This window comes from Zhenhengia sp. (assembly GCF_046966505.1).
In the GTDB taxonomy this organism is placed as follows: Bacteria; Bacillota; Clostridia; order Lachnospirales; family Cellulosilyticaceae; genus Zhenhengia; species Zhenhengia yiwuensis.
The window spans coordinates 1-17,641 of the sequence record NZ_JBKVCH010000017.1; the positions used below are offsets into that span (position 1 = coordinate 1).

Sequence of the window (17,641 nt, forward strand, 5' to 3'; positions counted from 1 at the left end):
TAATTATATATTTTTTTCTATAATCTACTAAATCCAAAATTTAAATTTCTATAATATATACTCTAATTTTCATATATAAATAACTGTGTAAAAAAGAGGAAGAGGCAGTATTTTACCCTACTGCCTCTTCCTCTTTTTATATACGAATTAAAGTATTTGTATCTGCTAAGACTTCATCTAAATTTGCTATTTTAGCAACATCCCAATAAGCATCTCTATGGAAAGTCATATAAAGTGCTTTTAATACGATAAGAATTTTCTTTTCTTTATGAACTTCATAAACTAATTGATTGTCAGCTTTAATTTTAATTAAATTACCCTTTACTTCTTTTGAAAAGGTTTCTCCATTATACTGCACTACCTGTCTACTGTCTGTAAGAAACTTTGCAAAATCGAATCTTGTTTTTATTTGTTGCACTTCATTCATCATCAAATACCTACCTCTATTAATCACTTTTTCTCGTGTATACAATATACAGTATACTGTATTATGATTATTATTATATATTTTTTATCTGTGTTATGCAAGCCTATCTTTTAAAATTTTCACGATTATTTTGACTTCCTAATAGACTAAGATTAATAGAGTCTGCTTGAATGAGTTTTTCTTGTTCATTTTTTTGAGTTTCTGTGGTACTTGGAATAGTACCTTCTAACTGTCCTCTAATACTTTGTGCACGTAATCTACCAAATGCTTTTAAGACTGTTAAAGATGCCTTATACTCATCATAACTATAAAAAGCTGTAGCATCCTCTCTTACATAATCACCAATTAAAGCATCTAACTGATCAATACGTTTTTCATAAAGACCACTTTCAAAATATGAGGCTATTGCACTTTCTAAATCATTATGATAAGCATCCTTATACTCAGATACTTCAAGAAGCTTTCCTATGATAGGACGCTCTTCTAAAGAAACTCCTGAAACAGGTGTATCAATAGGGAAGTTAATTACAGCTGTACTACTTCCACCTTGAAAAGTACCAAAAGATAAGTTATAGTCCCATGGTAACATAGAAAGTTGTCCCTTTTCTTCATAGAGATAGTAATTATGTTGCATATTACTTAAGTAACTATCTAAGTTAACGAGTATTGTATTAGCTGCAAAATATTTAAGCACTTCTGGAACATTTATATAAGTCTCTAGCTCTTCACCTAAACTTAATTTTTTTAGAGCTGTTACAACGCGCCCTTTGTCTTCGTCTGATGTTTTAAACACCGCACTTTCAAATACTGTTTTATAACTTTCTAAATTATCATCTGTATATACTAAGTTACTTCCACCACTATCTCTATCCATAGGCATACCTTGCCCTTTATCTTTAAAGTCTTCACGTGGGAACTCTCTCGATGGCATTTCAGGTGGTTTATTCCCGACCATCTGCCTATCTTCTTCGCTTGGCATAGATATCTGGCTCTCTTCACCTCCTACACCACTTGGCGTAGGCATCTGACTTCCTTCATTACCTGGTATTGGCATTTGTCCACTTTCACCTTCTGCTTCACTTGGCATTGGTATTTTTCCGCCCTCGCCTTCTGCTCCATTTTGCATTGGTATTTGTCCACCTTTATCTCCTTGTGGCATTTCAGGTCTGTCGCCTTCATTAGGCATCTTTCCTCCACCACCCATATTCATTGTTTCAGGTTTATACAGCTTACCATAGTCTGCTCCATAGTTACGTATAGCAAAAGATTCTTCAAGCGCTTCTAATGCCAAATAAAGACCCCACGGCTCTCCATTAACTGTAATACTGGTAAAAGCATATAAAGGCGTCTTAATACCCATGTAGTCCATTAAATCATAAGATAAATATTCTTTCATATAAGTAGCATCTGCATACATATTGTTCACTACTAGCTTATCAAGACCATAATAAGTCTGTCCTTTTACATAGTGGTCAAATTCAAATTTGAAGCTTACTCTGTCAGTATTAGGGTCATTAGCGACCTGCGTTAGGCTCGTATTCCCTTTAGGCCGTATACCTACATTGTAAATCGTCTCACCATTAATCACTACATCACACTTTACATACTCCTCCTGAAGTGCATTATCTAACATATTCTGCCACTCCTCAGGATCCATTTGTATATCAATAGTACTTACTGCATTTTTATCAAAAAGTTTTTCAGCATACTCAGATACATGGGGCACTGGAACAATCCCTAATACCTCAGGCTTAAATAAGAAGATACACATAAAACATGTTACAATCCCAACAGCGATTAAAGTCCACACATGAATATGTTTGCTGGTAATCATCCCATATAGTCTCCGTTATAACTTACAAGTACTGCACTAGTAACACCTTTTAAATCTGAAATTTGATTAACAAACTGTGTAGTTTTATCTTTTAAGCGTATTTCAATACTTAGTTCAATATTGCTTGCTGTAATAGTCTTAGATTTAATCATATGTTTTTTTACATTCTTTTCTACTGTACCCATTACTAAATTTTCAGCTTCATCATTGCAACAATTAATCACCAGAATATAAGGATTATCTGAAGTTTTCTTATTGACAAAGATAACCATAATAATACCGATAAACAAAGAACCAAAAAAAGCAAGTGGAATAAGTCCTGCTCCAATGACAATTCCTACAGTAATAGCCCAAAATAAAAAGGCTATATCAAGTGGTTCTTTAATAGCTGTTCTAAATCGTACAATAGATAATGCCCCTACCATACCAAGAGATAACACGACGTTAGATGTTACAGCTAAAATAATCAGTGTAGTAATAAGTGTCATAGCCATTAAGGAAAGACCGAAACTAGCTGAATACATAACACCGTTAAAAGTCTTCTTATACACTAGAAAAATAAATAAGCCTAATACGAAGGCAAGTCCTAATGCAATACACATATCTAAAGGTGAGAAAGCTGTCACCTTTTCAATAAAACTAGATTTGAAAATATCATTAAATGTCATACCTTATCCTCTTTTCTTTTTATCTTGTCTAGCCATACATCCTGCAGACTGCATATTTTGAAAAAGCTGAACCTCTTCTATTTGGTGTCTGCACAAGATCAGCCATAATTGCTGGTAAAAAGGCATCATATTTCACTTCAAGAATCATAGTGCCTGGCTCATTTACCTGAATCATAGGTGCCTCTAAGTCAAATAAGTCTGTTAGATAAAGGCCTGTCCGAATATTTCGATCTATGGTAATGCGTACATTACCTGGTTCATAAACAAAAGGCTCTCTTATGTAATCTACTAAAGTCTTAGGTCTTAGTTGCTCATTATACATTTTTATATACAGTTCCATAAGGAGAGGGTCTTCTTCATACTTCATCCACTCTATACCACCTGCAAGTATAGCCTCACACTGCATCTTTGTAATAGGTGTGGATTTCTTATGACACAGCCCATTTAATTTACTCTTTTTTTCTAGACGTATAAAATCAAAATTATCATTGTAATAACGAATGCGGAATTTTTCTCTATTATTGACACCATCAATTTTCTCTCTTAAAGCTTTGTCATGAAGATTATCAAAATAAAGGCTCCTTATACGATACTGCCCTGATACATCCACATTTTTGTCTGACTTTGCAATAGATTTAAGCCTCATTTTAAGTGCAATGTAATCGCCTATATTAATTGTATGTTTCAGCTCATGTCTAAATTTAAGCTGTTCCTCCTTCATGTTCTCACCACCTTTTTCTTAAGCTAGTACTAGATTACTCTCCTAATGTGATAACTATCTGAACATCTTCTGAAAACTAACTAAAAAAGGAGAGATGTATCATCTCTCCTTACTTCTTCTATTCAATTCAAACCAGAAGTTACTTCCTTTTCCCTTTTCACTTAGTACACCATACAAAGCATGATGCTGCTCTAATATATTTTTTACAATAGAAAGTCCTAAACCTGTACCAATCTGTGCTCTTTTATGAGTTTTATCAATCTTATAGTATCTTTCCCATACATAAGGTAGCTGCTCCTTATCAATCCCTTCTCCCGTATCTATAATTTCGACTTTAACTTGATCTTGGGTGGCAAGCTGTCTTATAGTAACCTTCTTATCTAACCCTGTATAATTAATGGCATTATTTATCAGATTATAGAGCACTTGTGAAATTTTAAGTTCATCTGCCTCAATATAAACGTCCTCTTCATATAAAAAATTTAGTTCATATCCTTGTTGCTCTATAAGCTTTGTATACCTTTCTAAAATCTCTTTAATACTTTGAGTGAGATTAAAACGCTTAAAGCTTAAGACCATTTCTCCATCTTGAAGTTTTGAAAGCTCTAACAAGTCTGTTACAAGCATACTAAGCCTTGAAGCTTCATCAATAATGACTTGTACATTATCAGTTGTATCTTCTCCTGGTAAGTCACGAATCATTTCGCCATAGCCTATAATCATGGTCAAAGGGGTTCTTAAGTCATGAGATACATTAGCAACAAGTTCTCTTCTTAATGTTTCCACCTTGGAAAGCTCCCTTGCTGCATAATTTAAAGTATCATTAAGTTCTCTAATTTCTCTATAACCTGACCCTTCAAATACAATATTATAATTACCTTTACCTAATTCTCCTGCTGTATGGGTTATTTTCATAATAGGTTTTGATATTTTTTTAGAAATAAAGAAAGCAATCAAAATAGCTACCACAAGTAAAATAAGAGTAATATATATAAGTTGTACTCTTAAAGTATCCACAGTGGCCTGAACCGGTGTCAATCTCGTCGTTAGGAAAAGCATAACCTGCACTCCATTATTCACCGTTACCATCTGTGTATAAATAAGACTCTCCATTACCTTTTTCCCGTATGGTGGCATTTTGCCAATGAATGCTCTATCTTCATGCATGAAAGGCCTTATATCCTCCTCATTAATAAAGGATAAAGCTTCTCCTCCTCCTTCTAATGTCTTATGATAGTAGGCATATAATTCACTTCTAGGAATTATTTGTATACGTTCTCCAGGTGCTCCAGCTGCCTCATAAAGTACCTGCCCTGTGGCATCTACAATTTTAACTTCCATATCATTTTGACTTGCAAGTCTTTCTAGTAGTTGGTCTAATTCTTCATGGTCGATGTTTTTTACAATAGTATAGGCAGCTTTTTTAATACTACTTGTTTTAATTCCTTTATAAAAACTTTCTAAGGATACAACTTGGAAAATCCATAAGATTACAAGCATAATCCCCACAAATCCTATGAGATAGGCATAGAGCTTCCATTTAATACTGAACCTATCAGCTTTCAAACCTATATCCCACCCCTCTTAGTGTAACTATAAATTTGCTATAGTGTCTAAGGCTCCGTCTTAATAGCTTAATATGGGTATCTAGTGTTCTATCATCTCCATAAAAATCATATCCCCATACTTGGTTTAAAAGCTGCTCTCTTCTTAGAGCAACACCTTTATTTTTAGCCATATAAAAGAGTAACTCATATTCTTTAGGTGACATATCTATTTTTTCCTCATCTATATAGACTAGACGACCTGTGAAATCAATTTTAAGTCCTTCACTCTGCATAATATCTTTCTGAGCTATTTCTTGACCTGACTTACTTCTTTTAAGAACAGCTTGTACACGCATCATAAGCTCTTTAGGTGAAAAAGGCTTAACCATATAGTCATCTACACCTATTTCAAAGCCGTGAATTTTATCATACTCCTCACCTCTAGCAGAAAGCATAATAACAGGTACCTCTGAAAACTCCCTAATTTTTTTGCAAGCTGAAAAACCATCTAGTTCCGGCATCATAATATCCATAACAACTAAGTCAAAGTTCTCCCTCTGGCACATTTCTATAGCCTGCATGCCATTTTCAGCTTCCTTTACTTCATAGCCTTCAAAGAGGGCATATTTTTTAATCAGTGCTCTGATTTTCTCTTCATCATCTACAATGCACAGTTTATACATAGTACACTCCTTCATTTTTACTTTCTTTTATTATACAGTATCCAAAATAATTTATGTGATAACTAGGTGAAAATTTAAAAGGGTACTGCATAATATTTTCATTATGCAGTACCCCTTTTTTAAAACAACACTTGTTTTAAGCAATCCCCTTAGTAATTGATTGCTCTGACTTCAAAATAAGCTTGTGGATGTACACAGACTGGACATACTTTTGGTGCTTCTGGTCCTTCATGAATATGTCCGCAATTTCTACAAATCCATTGCACCTTTTCTTCTTTATGAAATACTTGATTGGTATCTAGATTTTGATAAAGTTTTCTATAACGCTCCTCATGCTCTTTTTCAATTTTAGCAATTTCTTCAAATAAAAAGGCAATGTGGTTAAAGCCTTCTTCTCTTGCTTCTTGAGCAAAGTTCTTATACATGTCTGTCCATTCATAATTTTCTCCAGCTGCTGCATCTTGTAAGTTCTCTTTCGTCTCCCCAATACCTTCATGAAGCAGTTTGAACCAGATTTTTGCATGCTGCCTTTCATTGCTCGCTGTTTCTTCGAAAATAGCTGCAATTTGAGTATAACCTTCTTTTTTAGCTTTAGACGCATAATATGTATATTTATTTGTCGCTTGTGATTCTCCTATAAAAGCTGCAAGTAAATTACTTTCTGTTTTCGTTCCTTTTAAATCCATTTTATTTCACTCCTCTACTGTGATTTTACACTCTTTATACTATATGCTTCTGCGTCTTTTGCTCATGTCATAAAAATATAAGAAATGAAAAGCGCAGCCTACGACTATTCAGTCCGCACGCTGCACCTTCCCTAGTTTGTATAAAATTAAATGAAACGAATAAGCCTATGCTGCCTGACCAAGCTCTACTGGCTGTGTTTCGGCTTCTGGTTCTACAACATTAATTCTATTTTGAAGCTCAGTACCTTCTGTTCCCTTTGTTTGCAAATACTCAATAACAATTTCATCAAGAGCAGAGAATTCTCCTAAGCTCTTACATTCTGCAAACATGGTGTAGTTATCACCACCCGCTGCAATAAAGTCATTGGTTGCGAGCTTATAAGTTGCTTTAAGGTCAAGCGGCTTGCCACCTACTAAAACTTCTACCACTCTGCTACCTACTTCCTTTGAAGGATCAAAGGTATATCTCATGCCAGCTACATGGCTAAAGGCGCCGTTTGCTTCTGGGTATTTAGCTACGCCTACTTCAAGGGCATCTTTAATGTCCTGACCTGTTACTTCAATCATAACACCATAGTTACCAAATGGTAAAACAGTAATAACATCTTTCTTTGTAATATCGCCATTTTCTATAGAAGCACGAATCCCTCCGCCATTTGTAAGGGCTACATCTGCTCCTGTAGTTTCAAGAAGTGCATTGGTTATAAGGTTACCTAAATTACTTTCACCTTTACGCACAACTTCTCTTTCACCTACAAGTTTCATATCTGTTTGGCCTACTACTTCTGAAGTAATCACTTCAAAATCTTTCTTAATTTCTTCAATGACTGCTTTTACAGCATCATCTTCACTAAGACTCATTCCCTCTTGTTTTGTAAGAAGCACTGGTACTATATCAAAGGTACCATCTTCTTTGAAATAGAAATTAACCTGGCCAAGTTGCTCTATATACTCTCCAGCTTGAACAATAAGGGTATCCCCTATTTTCTTACCTTCTGGTAAAACAGTGTGACTATGTCCATCTACAATAAGGTCGATTCCCTTTACCTTTTCAGCTACATCAAAACTTGTTTCTACTGCTTCATCTTCATAGGAACCTAAATGTGTAAGGGCAATAATTATATCTGCCTTATCTTCAAGTTCTTTCACCATTTCTCCCGCTACTTCACTAGGTGATTTAAAGGTAAGTCCTGCTACATTTTTAGGATGTGTTTGATACGTTGTGCTTTCTGTAGAAAGTCCAAAAATAGCAACCTTTTTACCTGCTACTTCTTTAATGATATAAGGTGTAAGAAGTGGTGTGCCATCATCTTTCATAACGTTAGCAGATAAAACTTTTCCACCCATAATTTTATCAAGTTCCACAAGGCGTTCATAGCCATAGTTATAATCATGGTTACCTGATGCCATAGCATCATACCCAATAGTGTTTAAAATCTTTGTCATAGCTTCACCTTTTGTTGTGGTTACAATCGGAAGTCCATGAAGTGTATCCCCTGCATCAAGTACAAGTACATGATCTTCGCCATAACTTTCACGCATATTATTCACTTTAGTTGCAACACGTGCAAATCCCATTCCGTCTCCTGCTTCAATACGTGTATGCGTATCATTAGTGTGGATGACTGCCATATAGTCTTTATAAGTTGGATGAAGCCCTGCATGAATCAAATCTGCTTCTGTAATGGCTCTTACATTCTCTGTACGACCATCTGATGATTTTGGAATAGTCAGTACACCATCATTGACAGCTTTTACTGCTATGGTGTGAAGCTCTTCATCCCAATTGGTTCCGATAATCTTCCAGTTGTTGTTTGTAACTGGAGTCATTGTACCTTCTTTTTCAATGTACTCTTTAATATACGTTCTAAGTGCTTTTGGTGCAGATTCCATATAAGGTGTCCCTGATAGAATCTTTTCACCATCTGGGCCAATCCCACTATAACGGTAATCATTAATAGCAAGTTTAAGCACTGTATCGTCTGCAAGAGGCTCGCCTTTATACATAACATTTGTAATACGACTACCTACTGGCTTACTAATATCAATCTCATAGTCTACGCCTTCAAACATATCATAAGCATAGCCACGAATAGTTGGATTAAAGCTAATGGTCAAATCACCTGGTTTATAAGTATTGTAATAAGCAGCTGACCATTCCATATAAGCTTTTAATTCTTTACCTGTTACTTCTACCCCTACTAAAGTATTGGCATATTGATAAATATCAAATACATTAGCAAAGTTTAACTCACCTTTTGGTAAATTAGAAGTAGATCTAAAAAGTGCTGCTGCAGCTACATCCGCACCTGTTGCTTCTAACTGTACTTTATTAATAAGATCAATAAGTGCTGTATCTCTTACTTGTGCTTCTGGAATGCCTTTTACTTCTGGAGCTGGATGGAAATCTTCTGTAGCCTCGCCAATAGAGTCTTTTAAGAATTCCATTGTTTCATTATGATATTTTTCTGTGGCTTTTGTTGTAACTGGGTCTGGTTCATAATCTTTAAGTGGTAAAATAGTAGAAGATGTATGTTTTACTTCCCATTTACCATCTTTATTAATAAGCTGAATATCAAAGCGTACGACTTCTCTATCTTTCATAGGTGCAGCAATAGTTACACCATTAATCTCTTCTTGAACTGTTTCATGGTCATGCCCAATCAGGAATGCATCGATTTCTGGGCATCTTTCAGCTACAAGTTTTGCTGAATCGCTACCATCTGCTTCATGTCTGCTTTCAAGGCCAGCATGAGCTGTAGCAACGATGACATCTACTTGTTCTTTTTCTTTAAGAATCTTCACATACTTTTCAGCTTCATCGGCCATATGCTTAAACTCTAAATCTTTTACACCTTCTTTATTTGCATCCCATCTAGGAATAGAAGGCACAGTTAGCCCTAAAATACCTACTTTAACATCCCCTACTTCTTTTACGATATAAGGTGTAACAAAATTTTGCCCTGTCTCTTTTACATAAGTATTGGCACTTAAAATCGGAAAATCGGCTTCTTTTTCAATCTTCTTAATCATTTCTGTTCCAAAATTAAATTCATGGTTGCCAAGGGTCATGCTGTCATAACCAATCACATTCATAATGTCCATAACTGGATTAGGTTTTGTTAAATCTGAATTATATAAGTCATCTGTTAAGATTGTTCCTTGAATGGTGTCTCCATTGTCAATTACGAGTGTATTAGGGTTTTGTGCCTTAGTCTCTTTCACCAATGTAGCGGTTCTAGCAAATCCACTATTAGCATAGTCCTTATTGGCTTCATAAGACCAACTTGTCAAATTTCCATGCATGTCACTTGTGCCAAGTATAGTGAGCGTCATTTCCTTTGCTGCTCTATCTCTTGCCCATGTTGGCATAGCAAAAGACATTATCATGAGTAATGATACAAAAACACTGATAGACTTCCTGGCAATACGGTTCACGTTATCCCCCCTAAATCATTTGGAAAACCTATATTTTATGTATATTATAGGAGTTGTTTAAAAATAACCTGATATAAAAAATAGACTATTGTACTTTTACAATAGTCTATTAGGTCTTTTAACTAATGAAAGAAATCTTTGATTTCTTCTTTTACATCTTCTTTTATTTCATGATAAGCTGTTTGCATATGTTCCATTTTACTTTGGATTTTTTGTTTATTAAATTCTTGCTTAACTTCTTGTTTAATATTTTCAGCAGTAAGTTTTGTAATATCTACTGCATCTTTCATTTCCTTTTGGGCAGTTTCCTTTAGGTTCTTCATAAGTGTCATAGCCATCATCCTTCAAGTAGATTTAAGATAACATTATTATGTACACTCTTTCTACTTTTTATGCACGCTCTTCTAGAAACAGTCGGATATAACCTTCTTCCTTCTGTATATTTAAAATATGCCCCTTTAAATCTATTTCAAAATTAGCAAAGCTTGAATATAGGTCTACATCCCTCATAATATGAATCGTTACATCTTGTCTATAAGGCGATGTACGTACTAAGACTGCTCTTGATTTAGGAAATTGAAGACGTGACATAAGAGGGTGAGTCAATTCTAAATTTACTGGGTAGGATAAGGTCTCAATAAAGTAATCCCTATCCTCTCCTCTTTGAATCGTTCTTGCTTCTAAATTCGTCGTAAATAATGTTGTTTTCATACTGTAAATCCTTCATCCTTTATACATAAACTTTTTAATACCTCTCTATCTTACACCTTTTATAAAACATATTTACATTAATTTAAATTTAAACTAAAATAAACTAAATCTTATTAAAAGAGGCGAATACATATGTCAAAACCTTCTTGGCTTACCATTGAATTTATAATTTATGTGCTGAAATGTTTACTAGGCTTAGTTTTATGCTATTTCTTCTATTGGCTATTTCCAGAATATCGCTTTTATTGGAGTATTGTTTCCGTGCTTCTTGTCATCTCACCGGATGACTTAGATTGTAAGAAACTTCCCATTGACCGTATGAAAGCAAATATTACTGGCTCTCTAGTAGGCCTTCTTCTTTTTATCATTCATCCTCCTAATCTCCTAATGATGAGTATAGGGGTAGTCACTACTATTTTAATCTGCTATAGGATTCAGTTAGGTACTGCAACGCGTTCTGCACTAGCTGCTCTCATTATTGTTCTTGTTCAACAGCTTAATGACCACTCACTCATTAGCGCTTTTGAGCGTATGGTGAGTGTGGTACTTGGGTGCCTTGTTGCACTCTTTATTACTTACTTATTTGAATATACTCATAAATGGCTTACAGGCCGTTAATTACTTAAAGAGGCAATCACTTGTGTTTGTCTCTTTTTTGCAAGTTCATAATTGGTACTTAAAGCATAACGGCTTGGTGACTGTGGTAATCCTGCAAGAAGTGTGGCTTCATTGAAATCTAAATCCCCAGGTGCTTTATTAAAATAGCCTTCACTAGCTTCTTTAATACCATAGTAACCATCTCCAAAGTAAATCATATTAACATATAACTCTAGTATATCCTGTTTTACATAATTTTGTTCTATGTGATACGCCATAAACATCTCTTCTACTTTACGCATTATTTTTTTCTCACCTGAAAAATACATATTTTTAGCCAACTGCTGCGTAATGGTACTTCCCCCTTCTACAATCTGACCAGATTCTAAATTGGTTACAACTGCCCTTACTAGCGAAATAAGGTCTAATGCCCCATGTTCAAAAAATCTTCTATCTTCTACTGCTACAATAGCCTTTAAGAAATCCTCATCAATTTGTTTAAGTGGCACATAGTCTTCATCAGCTTGGAGAGAAGCTACTTTTTCTTCTAAAGGTACTACTTCTAATTTCTCCTTAAAACCTGTATATCCTACAGCCATAATAAGAAAGCAGCATAAAATACCTATAGCTACTACTGCTTGAAGTGTACGTCCTATTATTTTCCTCATTTTATTTCCCCCTCGCTTTTTAATATAGTTCTATTATAACAATTCTTTCTTAAAAGTCTTATGGTTTTATCTAACAATATTCTTACATTCTCGTAAGATGATTTCCTTTTACTCTATGACAAAAATTAATGAATATTTTATACTTTTATATTATAATTCAATTATGTTCTTAAAGGAGGTTGATAAAATATGGATTTTAACAATCCAAATGATAATGTTGTTATAGACGTAAACTTTAAGCAGAAAATGCAAAACTTCAGCAAAAATTTTAAATATGCTACTACAATTGTTGTAGCTATTTTGCTCCTGATTATTTTAGCAGTTGGCTCTATTTACCGCTTAGAAACAGGTACCGTAGGAGTTATTACACGTTTTGGTGCTATCCAAGGTGTTAATGAACAAGCTGGTATCCACTTTAAACTGCCTTTCATTGACCGTGTGCAAAAGGTAGATGTACAGACTATTTATAAAATGGAGTATGGTTTCCGTACTGCAACAGCAGGTAATACACTAACAGATCCTACTTATTCAGATGAAGATGCTGAAGAACAAGTGATTATTGAAGCTAAAAGCAATAATGCCTCTATTATCCTGCTTAACCTTATTGTAAGATACCAAGTAGCAGATCCTATCGATCTACTCTATGAAGTAGATGACGTAGAAGATACCATGCGCCTTGCCCTTGAAGACGTTGTAAGAAATACACTTCCAAGCTTTACTATTGATGAAGCTTTGCAAAATAAAGAACTTATTGATGAGGCTATCTTACCAAAATTTCAAAAGAAACTAGATAAATACAACACCGGTATTAAAATTGTTCAAGTGACCACTCAAAACGTTTCTCTTCTTCCTGCTGTAGAAGAAACAAGACAAAAAGTAGAAGAAGCCAACCAATACAAACAGGGAAAAGAAGAAGAAGCTCAAAAATATGCTAACACAGTTATTCCTAAGGCTGAAGCTGAAGCGACTAAACTTTATGAAGATGCTAAAGGTTATAGTGCTGAAGTCATTGCTGCTGCTAAAGCAGACATTGCAGAATTTGAAGCGCTCTATAGTGAATACCTAAAAAATCCTAATGTAGTTAAAGAAAAATACTATCTTGAAGCTATGCAAGAAGTTTTCAATAACAATGAACTCATTATTGACCAAACCAACAATAGTAATTTCCTGAAGTTTTATAATGTCCCTAATACATCTTCCAAAAAGGCAACTTTAGAAGGAGGAAAAACAGATGAAAATTAAATTTAAAATTACTTGTACCTTTGTAGGCATTGTAGCACTCTTTTTAGTTGCTAATAGTATTTATATTGTAGAACCTGATGAAGTTGCTACTATTCAGCGCTTTGGTGCTATTAAATCAGCTGTTATTCGTGAAGGTAAATATGATATTGTATCAGAAGGTTTAAAACAATACGAATCTCTTCAAAATGTAAGCCTTGTTAGTGAAAGAGGTCTTCTCTTTAAGGCACCTTTTATAGACCAGGTAGAAAAATATAGTGCAAAATATTTAACTTATACTTCAACACCTGAAACCATCAATACAAGCGACAAGCGAAAATTAGACATCCAAATGTACGCTCAATATCGTATTGAAAACCCTGCTATTTATAAAATGAAAGTTGGGTCTTTATCCAAACTCAATCAGCTTATGGATGATAACGTTTATCCTGTTGTTATCCAATCTGCCAACAAACTTACTTTTGACCAATTCTTTGATGATACCATTATGTCTGATATGATGGAAGAACGTCGTCAGGAACTTAATAAAACTTTAGTTGTTCAATATGGTATTGAAGTAGCTGACATTGGTATCTATCGTAAAAACTTCCCTCAATCCAATATTGCAAGTATTGAGGATAAAATGAGTAAAGAAATTCAAAAAGAAAGCGAACGTCTACGTGCTGAAGGAGATGCTTACTACACTAAATCGACTTCTGAAACTAATAGACGTGAAAAAGAAATTATTGCTAAAGCTACAGAAGAAAGCGCCATTATTCGTGCTGAAGCAGAACGTGAAGCTTTAGAAATTTATCAAAGTTCTCTAACAAAAGATCTGGAATTCTACCGTTTTATCCAACGTATGAATGCTTATAAAGGCTTAGAAGGTAAAACAATCTTTATTGATGAGGATAATGCATTTCTTAAATACTTAGATGGGTATCAATAAAACCAAATAAGAAGCGTGCTTAGGGATTAACTAAGCAACGCTTCTTATTTGGTTTTATCTTTATTTAGTTTTTTCTAGTCATTAAGATATTTGGCAAGGAAATTCTTAATGGTTTGGGTATAAAGCTCTGGCTCCATCTCTGCCGAAGCAGCGTGAGCTGCTCCATGTACCACTAGCTTTTCTTTAGGACAGTTAGCGGCACCATAAACTTCATCTAGCATAAAGAAAGGTACGAAGGTATCTTCTTCTCCATGAATAAATAAAATAGGTGTTTTAGACTTGGCTACCTGCTTAATGGCAGATGCTTCAGATAGAAAATAGCCTGCTCTTGCTTTAGTAACTAAATTAGCTACAGGCATAAGAGGGTAAGTAGGCAGTTCAAAAAGTGTCTCCAAATTATAGGAGAACTCATCCCATGCCGTGGTATAACCACAATCTTCTATAATGGCTTTTACGTTAGAGGGCAAAGACTCTCCAGCAGTCATCATAACAGTAGCACCGCCCATTGAAACGCCATAGAGTACAATTTGAACTTTTGGGTTCTTTTGGATAAGATAGTCAATCCACCCAAGCATATCGAGTCTGTCATGCCATCCCATCCCTACATATTCTCCCTCGCTTTTTCCCTGCCCACGTAGGTCAGGAATCAGTAAATTGTAACCATCTTCATAGTACACTCTACTACATCTTGCCATATCTTTGCCTTCTCCCATATAGCCATGTACCTCTATAACCCATGTATCTGAAGGCTTTTCATTTTCTATTTCATAAGCATGCAATTTTAGTCCATCATAAGAAGTCATATAGACATCCTCATACCCAGCATCCTCTTCAAACCACCGACTTGCTACCTCTTTATCTAAGTCTGTATGTTTACCAGACGCACTGCCAAAAATAGCTTCTTTAGAAATAGTAGGATTAAGTGCCAAATTGTAAAAATAATTAGCGCCATAAACTAAAACACCACTACCTGCTATAATACTCATCATTATGATCCATAAAATCCATTTCTTTACAGGGTGCCTACGTGCTTGTGTCATCCTGATGCCCCCTTTGTATACACATAGTTTCTATTATACCTTAGTATACAAAGCTTACTTCCTATTCATACTGGAATAATCTAACAAGGTCTTTTTTCTAAGAATCCTAAAAGCTTTAAAATCTTATGCGCAATATTTCTTTCTTTTCCTTTATAAGGATAACTGTGAATATGGATAGCTGGATTAAAGTTGAGCTCAATTACTGCATAACTGCTCTTACTATCTGCTACATTTTCAATCATCATATCTACGCCACATATTTTAGCACCTACTGCATGACTTGCTTCTACTGCAAGCTGTTTAAAATGGTCACAAATAAGATCCGTATAATCTATACTGTCTCCACCTGTGCTAATGTTAGAGTTTTCTCTCAAATAAATACATCTGCCTTCTTCAGGTATAGATTCAAAATCAAGTCCTTGTGCCTTTAAAAATAGACGTGCTGTTTCATCTAAATGAATTTTCTCCAGTGGCCTACGGTACCCTTTCCCTCTTAATGGATCTTGGTTCTTAAGACTCACTAATTCTTTAATGGTATGTACCCCATCTCCTACCACATTAGCAGGTACTCTGTACAGGATGCCTACCACTTCTTCTCCTATAACAAGGAAACGATACTCCTTGCCTTTTATAAACTCTTCTACAAGTACAGTATTATCATGTTTAAAGGCTTCTTTAAAAGCACTCTCTAAGTCTTCTTCCTTAGTCCCTCCTGGGAAGATACTTATGCCTTTACCGAAATTAGTAGATTTAGGTTTAATGACAATGGGTTTGTTTTTAAGATCTGAAAGATGGCAAAGGGCATCTTCTAACTGGTACCATTCACTCCCCATTGGTACATTTATCCCCTTATCTTTCAGAATCTTTTTAGTCACTACTTTATTTTCCATAAGTAATACACTTATATAGTTATCTTTTGTTGTTTTAGTTGCTTGTTTTACATACTCTGTTTCACCATATTTTTTAAGTGCTACAAAGTTATCGGCACGATCTAGAAGTTCTATTGTAATCCCTCTTTTAACAGCTTCTTTTAGAAGAATCTGTGTAGAAAGCTCCATATCCTCATAACCTTTAAATATAAAACGTGCCTTATAAGCCTCATCTTTATACTGCTTTGCAAGGTTTAAGCAAGCTGCTACATACCCCTCACGTTTAACAGCTTCTACAAGCTGATAAGCATAGGTAAGCTGATAATCTTTAAGACGTTTTTCCATTATCTCAATGACATCTTGTTTATCTAATCCTAAAGTATCATTAAGCTTTCTCATTTCTTGCAGCATCTCCATACCCCAGTCTTCTTTAAGTACAAGGTTTCCATCTTTTTTAAGCTGAAGTTCCTTTTGACCATGCGTAGCAATGGCTTTTTGGTTTTCAAGAGCTTCTTCTTGCCAAAGTGTATAATCGCTTTCTTCTTTAAATAATAAGTAAAGATTAAAGAGCTGCATAAAATATAAGTCATTTAAACTAATCCCTGCTCTGTCGAATGGATTAATATCAATACTTCTGTACTCTAGATAACATATACCATCCTTCTGAAGAGATTCTAATAAATTCCCATTATCTTTTGCCTTTAAACGGATTTGACTATAAAGCTCTTTATGGCTTTCAATAGTCCCTTCTTGAATAAAACGCTCTAAACTCGCAATATGTTCACCTACACTATCATAGTTAGGAAAAATAGCTGTTTTATTCTGATAACCACACTCTCCATTACGATAAGATAGGGCACCATCACTTGAGAAGCTGTCTGAAGAAATTTTCTTAAGCTGTTTACCACAAGCTTCTACATAGGTTTCATGCATCGTACTTGTACTGCCTAATAAATAAATAATCAGCCATCTATAACGTAAGTAGTTACGTGTTACCTTTAAGTAAAGGCTATTTTTAAAGCTTTTAGTATCTAACTGAGGCGCATAGGCTGTATGAAGCTTTTGAATTAAGCTCTCTTTAAAAGAAAAATTATAATGAATACCTGATACAAGCTGTTTTTTTCCACCGTATTTAAGCATAAGTTTCTGTCTGTAGCTTTCAGCATCTACACCTGGTGGACATTTACAAAAACGTGCAATAGGTATTTTTTTATCTTCTGGAATAATACATGGCATAGACTGAGGCCATATGTATTCATCTCCAATTTCCATAACCGCTATATCATACAGTTCACTTAGAAAGTCATAAGTCTGTTCTAACGTATCCATAGCTGGTGTAATCAGTTCTAATTGACTTTCTGAAAAGTCTGTGGTGATATAAGGATTACGTAGTTTTTCTCCAAAAACCTCTGGATGAGGTGTAAGTGCTAGCTTGCCTGAAATTTCACATCTTAACCCTTCTCGTTCTATCCCAAAGTGGCCACCTAATAAATCTTCTCTTGTTAATAAGCTTTTTATTTTTTCTAGCATTTCGTATAAGCTCCTTCTACATCCCTTCATTCTTATAAGGCAAATTGATATTTAA

At 34.8% G+C, this 17,641-nt stretch carries 16 protein-coding genes; 3 read left to right on the forward strand and 13 right to left on the reverse strand.

Going from position 1 to position 17,641, the window contains the following annotated elements; translation table 11 throughout:
* Positions 1–136 precede the first annotated feature (136 nt).
* The 10 genes from ACLTBU_RS15050 to ACLTBU_RS15095 all read right to left on the reverse strand — a co-directional run bounded on the left by ACLTBU_RS15050 (position 137) and on the right by ACLTBU_RS15095 (position 10,715).
* Positions 137–430 carry a hypothetical protein gene (locus ACLTBU_RS15050; protein ID WP_177669299.1) on the reverse strand — a complete coding sequence of 98 codons (294 nt, stop codon included), beginning with the start codon at positions 428–430 and terminating at the stop codon, positions 137–139.
* Positions 431–530: 100 nt separating this feature from the next.
* Entirely contained in the window at positions 531–2,261 is a 1,731-nt protein-coding gene (locus ACLTBU_RS15055; RefSeq protein WP_412219755.1) for a CotH kinase family protein, read from the reverse strand.
* On the reverse strand, positions 2,258–2,929 hold the full coding sequence (locus ACLTBU_RS15060; protein ID WP_249331288.1) for a DUF4956 domain-containing protein: 672 nt from the start codon (positions 2,927–2,929) through the stop codon (positions 2,258–2,260). The genes ACLTBU_RS15055 and ACLTBU_RS15060 overlap by 4 nt, the downstream gene beginning before the upstream one ends.
* Before the next feature lie 28 nt (positions 2,930–2,957).
* A complete protein-coding gene (locus tag ACLTBU_RS15065; RefSeq protein WP_412219758.1) occupies positions 2,958–3,650 on the reverse strand; it encodes a polyphosphate polymerase domain-containing protein in 693 nt (230 codons plus the stop codon).
* Positions 3,651–3,749: 99 nt separating this feature from the next.
* Complete coding sequence (locus tag ACLTBU_RS15070; RefSeq protein ID WP_412219761.1) at positions 3,750–5,216, reverse strand: sensor histidine kinase; 1,467 nt, start codon at positions 5,214–5,216, stop codon at positions 3,750–3,752.
* A complete protein-coding gene (locus ACLTBU_RS15075) occupies positions 5,206–5,880 on the reverse strand; it encodes a response regulator transcription factor (protein WP_177669289.1) in 675 nt (224 codons plus the stop codon). Before ACLTBU_RS15075 ends, ACLTBU_RS15070 begins: the two co-directional genes overlap by 11 nt.
* Positions 5,881–6,029: 149 nt before the next feature.
* Complete coding sequence (gene rbr / locus ACLTBU_RS15080) at positions 6,030–6,566, reverse strand: rubrerythrin (protein ID WP_249331284.1); 537 nt, start codon at positions 6,564–6,566, stop codon at positions 6,030–6,032.
* A 165-nt stretch (positions 6,567–6,731) separates the two neighbouring features.
* The gene (locus tag ACLTBU_RS15085) at positions 6,732–10,004 is read right to left on the reverse strand and encodes a 5'-nucleotidase C-terminal domain-containing protein (RefSeq protein WP_412219763.1); all 3,273 of its coding nucleotides are present in this window, start codon (positions 10,002–10,004) and stop codon (positions 6,732–6,734) included.
* 122 nt (positions 10,005–10,126) lie between these two features.
* The gene (locus tag ACLTBU_RS15090) at positions 10,127–10,336 is read right to left on the reverse strand and encodes a hypothetical protein (RefSeq protein WP_177669283.1); all 210 of its coding nucleotides are present in this window, start codon (positions 10,334–10,336) and stop codon (positions 10,127–10,129) included.
* 58 nt (positions 10,337–10,394) lie between these two features.
* Positions 10,395–10,715 (reverse strand): hypothetical protein, encoded by a 321-nt coding sequence (locus ACLTBU_RS15095; RefSeq protein ID WP_177669281.1) that lies wholly within the window; start codon positions 10,713–10,715, stop codon positions 10,395–10,397.
* Positions 10,716–10,847: 132 nt separating this feature from the next.
* Here ACLTBU_RS15095 and ACLTBU_RS15100 point away from each other — a divergent pair, with 132 nt between their 5' ends.
* Positions 10,848–11,333 carry an FUSC family protein gene (locus ACLTBU_RS15100; protein ID WP_177669279.1) on the forward strand — a complete coding sequence of 162 codons (486 nt, stop codon included), beginning with the start codon at positions 10,848–10,850 and terminating at the stop codon, positions 11,331–11,333.
* Here the strand turns inward: ACLTBU_RS15100 and ACLTBU_RS15105 are convergent.
* On the reverse strand, positions 11,330–11,980 hold the full coding sequence (locus tag ACLTBU_RS15105) for a biosynthetic peptidoglycan transglycosylase (RefSeq protein WP_177669278.1): 651 nt from the start codon (positions 11,978–11,980) through the stop codon (positions 11,330–11,332). The genes ACLTBU_RS15100 and ACLTBU_RS15105 overlap by 4 nt on opposite strands.
* Positions 11,981–12,169: 189 nt before the next feature.
* On the opposite strand from ACLTBU_RS15105, the gene hflK reads away from it, so the two are divergent.
* The gene (gene hflK / locus ACLTBU_RS15110) at positions 12,170–13,222 is read left to right on the forward strand and encodes an FtsH protease activity modulator HflK (RefSeq protein WP_412219766.1); all 1,053 of its coding nucleotides are present in this window, start codon (positions 12,170–12,172) and stop codon (positions 13,220–13,222) included.
* A complete protein-coding gene (locus tag ACLTBU_RS15115; protein WP_320650982.1) occupies positions 13,212–14,147 on the forward strand; it encodes an SPFH domain-containing protein in 936 nt (311 codons plus the stop codon). The genes hflK and ACLTBU_RS15115 overlap by 11 nt, the downstream gene beginning before the upstream one ends.
* A 74-nt stretch (positions 14,148–14,221) precedes the next feature.
* Here ACLTBU_RS15115 and ACLTBU_RS15120 read toward each other — a convergent pair whose 3' ends face one another.
* Together ACLTBU_RS15120 and gshAB are read right to left on the reverse strand one after the other, a co-directional pair.
* Positions 14,222–15,187 carry an alpha/beta hydrolase gene (locus ACLTBU_RS15120; RefSeq protein WP_177669272.1) on the reverse strand — a complete coding sequence of 322 codons (966 nt, stop codon included), beginning with the start codon at positions 15,185–15,187 and terminating at the stop codon, positions 14,222–14,224.
* A gap of 80 nt (positions 15,188–15,267) precedes the next feature.
* A complete protein-coding gene (gene gshAB / locus ACLTBU_RS15125; protein ID WP_412219767.1) occupies positions 15,268–17,586 on the reverse strand; it encodes a bifunctional glutamate--cysteine ligase GshA/glutathione synthetase GshB in 2,319 nt (772 codons plus the stop codon).
* Positions 17,587–17,641 lie beyond the last annotated feature (55 nt).